The 10,348-nt window shown below is 65.7% G+C and carries 10 protein-coding genes and 2 tRNA genes; 8 read left to right on the top strand and 4 right to left on the bottom strand.

Annotated features, from left to right (window positions below):
- Positions 1–343: 343 nt before the first annotated feature.
- A complete protein-coding gene (locus G1H11_RS12100) occupies positions 344–691 on the bottom strand; it encodes a metallopeptidase family protein (protein ID WP_216843688.1) in 348 nt (115 codons plus the stop codon).
- 67 nt (positions 692–758) lie between these two features.
- On the opposite strand from G1H11_RS12100, the gene G1H11_RS12095 reads away from it, so the two are divergent.
- From G1H11_RS12095 to G1H11_RS27430, 7 genes are all read left to right on the top strand, one after another.
- The gene (locus tag G1H11_RS12095; RefSeq protein WP_163818792.1) at positions 759–2,501 is read left to right on the top strand and encodes a metallophosphoesterase; all 1,743 of its coding nucleotides are present in this window, start codon (positions 759–761) and stop codon (positions 2,499–2,501) included.
- Positions 2,502–2,634: 133 nt separating this feature from the next.
- Positions 2,635–2,707 (top strand) — tRNA-Glu (locus tag G1H11_RS12090).
- Positions 2,708–2,759: 52 nt separating this feature from the next.
- Positions 2,760–2,837, top strand: a tRNA-Asp gene (locus G1H11_RS12085).
- Between the two features lie 325 nt (positions 2,838–3,162).
- Positions 3,163–3,960: an ABC transporter ATP-binding protein gene (locus tag G1H11_RS12080; RefSeq protein WP_163818791.1), complete on the top strand. Its 798-nt coding sequence runs from the start codon at positions 3,163–3,165 to the stop codon at positions 3,958–3,960.
- Positions 3,960–6,206: an FtsX-like permease family protein gene (locus tag G1H11_RS12075; RefSeq protein WP_163818790.1), complete on the top strand. Its 2,247-nt coding sequence runs from the start codon at positions 3,960–3,962 to the stop codon at positions 6,204–6,206. The genes G1H11_RS12080 and G1H11_RS12075 overlap by 1 nt, the downstream gene beginning before the upstream one ends.
- A 181-nt stretch (positions 6,207–6,387) precedes the next feature.
- Entirely contained in the window at positions 6,388–6,669 is a 282-nt protein-coding gene (locus G1H11_RS12070) for an enoyl-CoA hydratase/isomerase family protein (RefSeq protein WP_163818789.1), read from the top strand.
- Positions 6,648–7,001 (top strand): type II toxin-antitoxin system PemK/MazF family toxin, encoded by a 354-nt coding sequence (locus G1H11_RS27430; RefSeq protein ID WP_425501214.1) that lies wholly within the window; start codon positions 6,648–6,650, stop codon positions 6,999–7,001. Before G1H11_RS12070 ends, G1H11_RS27430 begins: the two co-directional genes overlap by 22 nt.
- A 332-nt stretch (positions 7,002–7,333) precedes the next feature.
- Here G1H11_RS27430 and G1H11_RS12060 read toward each other — a convergent pair whose 3' ends face one another.
- From G1H11_RS12060 to G1H11_RS12050, 3 genes are all read right to left on the bottom strand, one after another.
- Entirely contained in the window at positions 7,334–8,095 is a 762-nt protein-coding gene (locus G1H11_RS12060) for a glucose 1-dehydrogenase (RefSeq protein WP_163818787.1), read from the bottom strand.
- A gap of 119 nt (positions 8,096–8,214) precedes the next feature.
- Positions 8,215–9,066, bottom strand: a complete 852-nt coding sequence (locus tag G1H11_RS12055) for a helix-turn-helix transcriptional regulator (protein ID WP_163818786.1) — start codon at positions 9,064–9,066, stop codon at positions 8,215–8,217.
- Positions 9,067–9,114: 48 nt separating this feature from the next.
- On the bottom strand, positions 9,115–9,561 hold the full coding sequence (locus tag G1H11_RS12050) for an SgcJ/EcaC family oxidoreductase (RefSeq protein WP_163818785.1): 447 nt from the start codon (positions 9,559–9,561) through the stop codon (positions 9,115–9,117).
- Positions 9,562–9,667: 106 nt separating this feature from the next.
- Between G1H11_RS12050 and G1H11_RS12045 the strand changes: the two genes are divergently transcribed.
- Positions 9,668–10,348: a TetR/AcrR family transcriptional regulator gene (locus G1H11_RS12045; RefSeq protein WP_216843687.1), complete on the top strand. Its 681-nt coding sequence runs from the start codon at positions 9,668–9,670 to the stop codon at positions 10,346–10,348.

Raw genomic sequence — 10,348 nt, 5'->3', positions numbered from 1 at the left:
CGCACGCCGTTCTCCTCACACCTTGTTTTTGATCTTCGACAATCAAAAACCTAGGCGGAAAGAACGGCGTGCGCTGCTATGACACGCTCAACCCACCCACGGACATGTCACAAGAGCCTCATTTAGGGGAGGCCGGATTTCGGAATACCGGGTCGCGTCAGGTAGTTTCGAGTACGGCGACAGCCTTCGGGCCCTCGCTGGGCGTCGGGCCGCGGTAACCCCGGGTCCCACTTAATAGCCGCTACGAGCGGCCTTTGCGCCGAGAGGCGTTCCCGGTCCGGCGTCCGTACCACTTTTCTCGCCTCACCCCTGTGCCGTTGCCGGCCAGGCTGTGGCTGGCAGGTCACGCCCAGCCCAGCTCGTGCAGGCGGTCGTCGTCGATCCCGAAGTGATGTGCAATCTCGTGGACGACGGTGATCTGAACCTCCTCGACCACGTCGTCGTAAGTCTCGCAGATACGCAAGATCGGCCGTCTGAACAGCCGGATGGCGTCGGGAAGCACGCCGGTGTAGTCGCCGCGGTCGGTCAGCGGTGTGCCCTCATAGAGACCCAGGAGATCAGGTGCGTCAGCGGGCGCGTCGTCCTCCACCAGGATGACCACGTTGTCCATGACATCCGCCAGTTCCGGGGGGATTCCGTCGAGTGCGTCAGCGACCAATGACTCGAATTCCGGTTCGGTCAGTTCAAGCACACGAAGACAGCCCCATCTCACCTGCTGTGATGTAGAAACGACGCGATGATGTGCTACCAACGGTAGCGTGCGAGTGGCAGCCGAGCAGGAGCAGCAGGCAGATCACAACGTTCCGAGCCGGATACAACGCTGGCGAGAAACGTGGGACCGGCTGCGACCGCACCTGCACCAACCGCCCATTCCGCCTTTCCTGCGCCGGCATGGCGCCACGCTGTTCACCATCGTGCTCGCGTTCGGGGGCGCATGGATCGCGCTCGCCATCGCTGGCACCACCCAGGGCCTGGTCGGCCCGCTCGTCGTCGACGCCTCAGTTCAGCCTTCACTTGCTGGCCAGTCGGTGATCCGGGTGGACCCGATCGGTTCTTTGCAGGTCGACTCCCACAGCGCGCCGATCTCCATGACGGTCAGCGTCCGCGCGGTCGACGAAGAGGGCATTCGATCCATCGTGAACGATCCGCAGTCACTCGTTCAGCTGGACGAACGGTTCGTCGACGACCTCCGGGGCGTGATCCTCGCGGCGGGCATCCGTGGCGGCGTGGTCGCCATCCTCGGCGCGGCGATCGGTGTCGCGCTGGTGATGAGATCGGTGCGGCGCACTCTGCTCGCGGCCGTGGTGGCGCTGGCCGGCGTCGGCGGCTCGTACGGGCTCGCAGCAGCGACGTTCGACGCCGACGCGATCCGCACGCCGACATACACCGGCCTCTTCCAGGCAGCGCCCCAGCTCATCAGCAACGCCGAATTCGTCGCGGCGAACTTCGACGCCTATGCCGAACAGCTGGCCGGTCTGGTGACCAACATCGGCGCGCTGTACGACACCACGCTCTCCTTGCCGACCTTCCAGGCCGCCGACGACACCATCCGGGTGCTACACGTATCGGACTTGCATCTGAACCCAGCAGCGTGGGAAGTCATCGACGCCGTGGCCACCCAGTACGACACGGATGTGATCGTCGACACCGGCGACATCGCCGACCACGGCACACCGCTGGAAAACAACTACGTCCGGCCCATCAGCAGGCTTGAGCGACCGTACATCTTCGTGAAGGGCAACCACGATTCGGTCTCCACGGCCGCCGCGGTTGCGGCGAACCCCAACGCCATCGTGCTGGACCACGAGGTGGTCGAAGTGGCCGGATTGCGGTTCCTCGGCGCACCGGATCCACGGTTCACTCCGGACCAGGCGACGCGAGGGACACAGAGCGAGGACATTCTCGCGGGGACACAGGAGTTCGCCGAGTTCGCCCGCGGGGTGGACCCGCCCGCGGACGTCCTGCTGTATCACGATCCATCACACGCCCAGCTGTTCGACGGCATCGCCCCACTCGTACTAGGCGGCCACGGACACCGACGCAATACCTATGTCCTCGACGAAGGCACGCGGGTAATGATGCAGGGTTCCACCGGCGGTGCCGGGATGCGAGCGTTGCAGGGCGAGGAACCCACCCCGGTGACACTGAGCGTGCTCTACTTCGACCCTGAGACCAAGCGCCTCGTGGCGTGGGACGACATCACGCTCGGCGGCCTGGGCCTCACCACGGCTCAGATCGAGCGCCACGACGCCGACGAGGATGAGGGCGAAGCCGACGAGGATGGCGACGACGCCACGGAGACCGAGACCGATGGAACGGGCCCAGCTCCCGGCGACGAACCGACCGATCCTGGAGCGACCTCGCCCAGCGCGACGGAGCCCGCTGATCCGGGCGCAACGGAGGAGGCCGACCCGAACGCCACCGAGCCGGCGAACCCGGACGCGACCGAGACGGCCGACATCGAACCCACCGAGACTGATCCCACTGAAGATGGCGGGTAGGCGGGTCCCCCAGCGCCTGCTGGCAAGGCCCCATAAGGCCACACGCACTCGGTTTGGAGAACGGAGCCGTTGCATCTTATGCTTCTCAAGTCCCCGACGGCGACGAGCCAAGGGCCAAACCGTCAATGGGCTAGTCCCCATCGTCTAGCGGCCTAGGACTCCGCCCTTTCAAGGCGGCAACGCGGGTTCGAATCCCGTTGGGGATGCGGGTAGCTTGTCATGATGTACTGTGGCAGGCGATCGCATGGAGTACAGCAAGGTCCTGTGGAGCAGTCTGGAGTGCTCGCCGCCCTGTCAAGGCGGAGGTCGCGGGTTCAAGTCCCGTCAGGACCGCCATACATTTGGCGCAATTCATGGACGGTTCTCTAGGAACCGTCTTTTTCTATTCTTGCTTCCTCGGTTCCAGGCAGCGCAAGGCATCAAATGTGCCTCGTACCCGGTCCGCCGCCTCACCCGGCACGTAGGACCCGGCGCATGATCACTGGCATTCCCGCCCGATCCGGTGGGAAGAAGCAATGATCATGGGAGCCGGAGTCGTGGGCTATGGCTGTCCCCACCTTCAACTGACCAGCTCACGTCATGGGACCTGGGCTGCATGTTCCGTAGCGTCGTTTCCGTAGTCGCGCCGCCGGGTGCGACACGGGCGGGAACGGTGCGAGGAATGTACACAGACAGAGGCAACACCACTGATGCGGTACGGCTGACAGCTGTACGGAAGGTCTACGGCAAGCGCGACAACACGGTTGTAGCGCTCGACGGGGTCTCGACGCGGTTCGGCCGGGGCACGTTCACCGCGATCATGGGTCCGTCCGGCTCCGGCAAGAGCACCCTGCTGCAGTGTGCGGCCGGGCTTGATCACCCGACGTCGGGTTCGGTCCTCCTCGAGGACCACGAGCTCAGCGACATGAACGAGACCCAGCTGACGAAATTGCGCAGGGAACGGATCGGGTTCGTCTTTCAGGCGTTCAACCTACTGCCGGTATTGACTGTGCGGCAGAACGTGACGCTGCCACTGCGCCTGGCTGGCCGGAAACCAGCCAAGGGCCGGGTGACAGACGTGCTCGAACAAGTGGGTCTGAGCGAGCGGAGCAAGCATCGCCCGGCAGAGCTGTCCGGTGGACAGCAGCAGCGGGTCGCCATCGCTCGGGCATTGATCTGCGAGCCCGCGGTCATCTTCGCCGACGAACCGACAGGCGCGCTGGACACGAGGACCGCACGCGATGTTCTCGGCTTGCTGCGGCAGTCGGTGCAGACGACCGGTCAGACGATTGTGATGGTGACGCACGATCCGGTCGCCGCGTCCTATGCCGATCGCGTTCTGTTCCTCGCCGATGGACGGCTGGCCGGCGAGCTGTTCTCACCGACGGCCGATTCCATCGCCGAGCGGATGACACATCTGGGCGCATGGGCCGACGACGTTTCGCCGCCGCCGGCCGCCACGGTAGGAGAGTTGCGCTGATGACCCGGTTGGCTCTGCGTACCCTGCGCTTTCGCGCGGGGACCTTTGTGGCGGCTTTTCTCGCCATGTTCTTCGCCGCAGCCATGGTGATGGCCTGCGGCGGCCTGATGGAGACGGGAATCCGGACGGCGGTTCCCCCACAGCAGCTGGACTCGGCCGACATCGTCGTCGCTGGCGATCAGAAGTACGACGTTCCCGGTGCCGAAGAGGCGGCGATCCTGCCCGAACGAGTTCGTGTGGACGCTGGACTGGAGGACACGATCTCGGCGCTGCCGGGCGTGCAGGATACCGACAGTCACGTCTTGGAGGGCCAACCGCCGGCCGGGACGGTCGACGCGATCGGTATCAGGGCACAACCCGGCACGGACGTGAGTGAGCTCCGGGAACGGATTGACGCCGAGCTGGACGGCGGCGCCATCACCCTGATCGGTGACGAGCGGGGGCTGGCGGAACTACGTGACGCCAGGACCACCAGCGTGGGCGTCATCTCCCTGTCTGGTGTCTTCGGCGGCTTCGCGATCATGGTGTCGATGTTCGGGGTCGCCTCGATGCTTGCGCTGTCGGTCAATCAACGGCAGCGGGACATGGCATTGCTGCGAGCCGTCGGTGCTACACCCCGTCAGCTGCGCCGGCTGATTCTCGGTGAAACGCTGGTTCTGTCGTTGTTCGCCACCGCCCTGGCTTACGTCCCGGGCCAGTACCTCGGCGAATTCGTGTTCGACCGGATGGCTGACAACGGTGTCGCCACCGCAGGGGTGGCGTTCCATCAAGGCTGGATCCCCACGGTGTCGGCGATGGCAGCGGCGATCCTGGCGGCCGTGCTTGGCGCCCTGGGCGCTGGCCGGCGAGCCGCACGCATCAAGCCGACGCAGGCGCTGGCGGAAGCGTCCCTCGAAGGCAAACTGATCGGCGGTTGGCGAGTGTTCTTCGGGCTGCTCTTCCTCGCCGGTGGGATTGCGCTGACCACTGTCACCGCCACGGTGATGAGCGGACCGCTCACCTCCGCTACCGCGGGCCCGGCTGTCATCGTCTTCGCCATCGGATTCGCATTGCTGAGCCCTGTCCTGACCAAGATCATGACCGTTCTCCTGCAATGGCCAGTGCGCGCACTCGGCGGCCTGACCGGCCACTTGGCTGTACTCAACGCCCGCGGGCGCACCAGCACGACCGCGGCCGTCGTGGCTCCGGTCATCCTGCTGACCGGGGTGGCGGCAGGGACGTTGTATCTGCAGACCACCAACGACGCCGCTGAGCGGCAGATCTTCGCCAACAGCCTGGTCATCGACGCTGTTGTGACCGCTGAGGGCCAGGTCGACGCGGAGCTGGTCGAGCAGATCAGGGAGCTGCCCGGCGTGGCCGGCGCGTCGGAACACCTGCGCAGCACTGGCTTCATCGAGAACCCCGTTGACAGGTCGCCGTGGGACCAAGGCTGGCATCTGCTGGGTGTCAACGCTGAAGGCGCTGATGCCACTACACCTGTCGAGGTCACCGAGGGTGCGTTGACCGACCTGCACGGTGACACGATCGCACTGGAAGACGGCCACGCTGCCAAGCTGGGCGTCGGTGTGGGTGACACGATCACGCTGCGGTTGGGGGACAACGCCACGCTCGATGTCCACATTGCCGCGTTGTTCTCCGCTTCGGACGAGTACGACACGCTGTTGCTTCCGGCCGATACGCTGGCACCCCACACCACCGAGGGGTTTGTGACGCAGATCCTGGTCAAGGCAGAAGCGGACGCCGGTCCGGAACAGTTGGTGGCCGACCTGAACGAGCTGACGGCCGGCCAGGACGGACTCGCGGTCGCTGACCGGGACGCCCTGTTCGGCCAGTATGAGGATGGCCAGGAAACCGCCGCATTCGCGAACTACATCCTGGTGCTCATGATCGTCGGGTACGCCGCGATATCGGTGATCAATACGCTGGTGTCCAGCACCATGGCACGCCGGCGGGAGTTCGGGCTGCAGCGGCTGGCAGGCTCGACCCGTGGCCAGGTGATGCGCATGGTCGGAACAGAAGGCACGTTCGTAGCCGTCACCGGCGTGGCGCTGGGCACCATAGCCTCGCTCGCGATCTTGGTCCCCGTCAGCCTCAAGCGCGTCGACTCCGTAGTACCCGCTGGTTCCCCGTTGATCTACGCGGCCATTGCTGGCCTGGCTGTTCTGCTGACCCTCGGCGCCATGCTGCTGCCGGCGTGGAGAGCGACACGTGGCCGGCCGGCCAAGTCAGCCGTCGCCATCGAGTAGGCGCGATCGCTGATGATCGGTTCTTGAGTCTGTGGTGACTGCGCCACCAAAGTCCCGGACCCGCACGGAAGACGGCCCGGGCAGCGCCTACGACTCCAATGGTCATGGGCGCGTGTGGAGCAGCTCTCCTGGCCACCTGGAGGCACCCTAAATAGGGTACCCATTCAGTACACTCCAGGGTATGACTACCTCGCTGACAACTATCAAGGTCGAGAAGGGCGTACGCGACCAGCTCGCCGAGGTCGCCCGTTCCCGCCACACCAGCATGCGTGCGCTCCTGGCCGAGTTTGCCGAACAGGCCGCCCGTGATCAACGCTGGGCCGAGATCGACGCAGCCTATACACGCCTCCAAGACGACCCCGAACAATGGGCCGACTATCTAGCCGAGCTCGATAGCTGGGACAAGGGCACCGGAGAGGCAGACGAGCTGGCGGCCGAGGAATGGCCGGAGTATCAGCAGTGAAGCTAAGCCAAGGAGACATCTGGCTGGCCAAACTCTCACCCACAGTCGGGACTGAACAGGCTGGAACCCGCCCGGTTGTCGTCGTGTCCGGTGCCCGATACGCAAGCATGCCCATCAATCAGGCGATTGTGGTGCCCGTGACGAGCCGAGACCGGCGTCTGCCGCACCACGTCCCCATCGCGGACGGCGGAGGCCTCCAACGCCCCAGCTGGGCCATGACCGAAGGCGTTCGAGCCGTCTCCACGGAACGTCTCGTACACCGCATCGGGCAGGCCGAGCCCGACACCATCACCACGATTCTTCAGTACGTAAACGAGTGGTTCCAACCGTAGGCATTGCTCACGCCGCCGCAGCCGCGCCCAGCGTTGCCGAGTTCTTCGCTATCGGTTGGCCCAAGGATGGGGACTACGGCCGGCTTGATGGCGGGCGTGCTGCCCCCAGACGTCCACAACGCCAACGGCGTCATGGAGCAGTCCTTCACCTTCCTCACTCGGGGCCGGGGCCAACGCAAGACTGAGCGGTCATCGCATGCGGACGAACTGTGTTCGCGTCGGAACGACGCCATCCGTGAGGCCCACCGATGCAATGCTCCTCGGAGTCCGAGACCGCGGGCTGGCCGACACGATGCTCGCGGCCGCTCGGATCTATGGTGCTGCGCTAAGACTTATCCCGGGACTGCGGCGACCAGCCCGCCGTCGATGATCAAATCCTGGCCGTTGATGTAGGACGCATCCCTCGACGCGAGGAAGGCTACGGCGTCGGCGACATCGTCTGACGTGCCGAGCCGGCCTGCGATGATCTGAGAGATGATGCCCGGCTCGTCATCCGGCGAGATCGCCGCGCGATACATCGCCGTGTCGATGTATCCGGGGCTCACCGAATTGACCCGGATCCCTCGCGGCCCCAGTTCCACAGCGAACGTGCGGGTCAAACTGTGCACGGCCGCCTTGGTCGCCGCGTACAGCGAGGCAGTGGCCAAGCCCCGGTGCAGAGTCCACGACGCGTTGATCACGATGGCAGCGTCGTCGGCCAGCAGTGGCATGGCCTGCTGGACCGTGAAGAACACGCCCTTGAGGTTGACGGCGACGACGCGGTCGAACTCGGCCTCGGTGACCTCGGCAGCGGGCTGGAAGGAGGCAACGCCGGCATTGGCGAAGACGACGTCCAGCCGGCCGTACCGGTCCCGGGCAATCGAGGCGAGGCGTTCGGCATCGGCGACACTGGCCACGTCGGCACGTACGGCATGCACGCGTTCTGCACCGTCCAGTTCCTTGACTGCGGCGTCGAGCCGGGCCTGGTCGCGGCCGGTGATGATCACGCGGGCCCCTTCGGATAGCAGGCGCCGGGCCGTGGCCAGGCCCATCCCGCTGGAGCCGCCGGTGATCAGTGCGGTCTTGTTCTCGAATCGAGAGTTGCTGTTATTCATGTGCCCAGCATGCTGCGGTGGCCGTGCGGCGCACAGTGCGTGCTTATCCTATGAGTGGTGCCACCACCTTGGGGCAGGGTAGGGATCGCCACGAGGCGCCACACCACGCCGCGGAGGGCTCAGGCCGTCGAGGCGAGCCGGATCGTGGCCAGACGCTCAAGCCGGGCCTGAGTGCCGCTGCCGGGGAGAGGGTTCTGCAGCTCCACGTGGTACCCGGGCTTGTCCGGAAGAGTCAGCACCGTCGTGTCGAAGATCAGCTCACCGACCTCTGGATGCCGTACGGCTTTTACCGCCTGGGTCGCCGCGGCCACGTCGTGCCGAGCCCACAGCTCGTCGAACTCGGGGCTGACCGTTCGGAGGCCCTCGACGATCCGGGCGAACTCGGCGTCATCGGGATACCGGGCCGCGTCGGCGCGGAACGCCGCCACCACGTCGGGAGCGATGGCGAACCAGTGCGTATGCATAGACCGATAACGGTCGTTGGTGAAGAAGGTGACCAGGCAGTTGTGATCAGCTTCGTCGTAGCCGAAGACCGCTGCTGCCGCATCGTTCACGGCGATGAGGTTCCAGTATCGATCGCGAAGCACTGCCGGGCGCGGCGCCCAGGCATCGATCAGCCGGCGCAGCTCGGGTGTGACCGTGGCTCGGGCAGCACCCCTAGGCGCGGGTGGGTTGAGTCCGGTCAAGAGGTACAGATGCCGGCGCTCAGGCTCGTCCAGCCGCAGGGCCCGGCTGACGGCGTCCAGGACGTCGGTGGAGACCTTGATATCCCGTCCCTGTTCGAGCCACGTGTACCAGGAGACGCCGACTCCGGCCAGCATGGCCACCTCTTCACGGCGCAGGCCCGGGGTGCGACGCCGGCCGGCACGCGGCAGTCCGACGCCTTCGGGAGCCAGCCGCGCCCGGCGGGAACGCAGGAAGTCGCGGAGTTGCTCGCGACGCCCGCGTGCGGATGGACTGTCGCCGACCATAGGAACACCGTAACAACTACGTCCCACCGCGGCCTGGACACCGTCGCCTCAGCCGGCCCGAACTGGAGTGGTCTGCGCCAAAGCGATCCGCCACGTGCCGTCGTCCTCGACCATGATGTACGTCAATGTGCCCCGCGTGGGCACCGTGGGCCCTTTCTCGCCGCCGGCCTCCGCCTCACGCTCATCGGAGACGTGCTTGACGCAGCTCACAAGCACGACGTCAGGCCGCAGGTAGCGGATGTCCTCGATCTCGATCTTCGTCAGCACGTTCGCCAACGGACTGGCCAACGCCGCACGCATGGCGTCCTCGATCGCTGACCGGCCCAAAACACGGCGACCGGCAATGTTGACGATCACGGCGGTGTCGGTATGGAGATCCAGGAACGGTTCCACGTCGTTCTGATGTTTCTCGGCCGCCGCGATGGTTCGGCGAACGCCGTCGTCGCTGCTGGAGCCCTGAGTGATGCGGATAGCCGCATCCTGTTCGTCCGGCATCGTGCCTCCTCTGTCCTTGTCGGTTCTTCTTAAACGGAGCGATTCGCTCCGTTTAGAGACTACAGCGGAGCGGATCGCTCCGCAAATCGGGATAGGATCGGCCATCGTGGGCACCGATAAGCGACGCGCGTCCCGACAGGCCGAGGCAGAACGCAACGACCAGGCACTTCTTGCCGCCGCCAGAGAAGTACTCGCCATCGACGGCGCTCACGCCTCAGTCGCCTCGATCGCTGCCGCCGCGGGGGTGGGAATCGGCAGCCTCTACCGGAGATACCGGACCAAGGAGGAGCTCTACCAGCGGCTGTGCGAGATAGCTCTCGATGACTACGCGCGTGCCGCCGAGGAAGGGCTCGCACACGGCGATCCGTGGGAAGGTCTCGTCCACTACATCACCACGGCTGTCTCGTTCGGGCCCGGCTCGCTCGCACCGATCGCGGGCACGATCGAGATCACGGCGGAGATGGCGGAGAAGAACGAGCGCTCGGATCGAGCCGTCGAGATGCTCGTCGGCCGCGCGCACCGATGCGGTGCGCTCCGCAACGACGCCACAGCCCTCGACATCAGCCTGCTCATCGAGCAGCTGGCGAAATCGCCACTGGATGATCACTTCAAGAGGCAGCAGATGGCCGCGCTCGCCCAGGCGGCTCGTACGGCCCGTGAACGTATCGTCGCCATCGCCATCCAAGGCCTGCGTGCTCCGGCACACCAGCCGCTACCTGGCGACCCGCCCGGGTACGAACTCTTCTCCGAGCGCTGGGCGTCTCGGCACGACAATCCGAGCCCCTAG

Source organism: Phytoactinopolyspora alkaliphila (genome assembly GCF_010550695.1).
GTDB classification, from domain to species: Bacteria; Actinomycetota; Actinomycetes; order Jiangellales; family Jiangellaceae; genus Phytoactinopolyspora; species Phytoactinopolyspora alkaliphila.
This window is presented reverse-complemented; position numbering and strand designations above follow the sequence as displayed.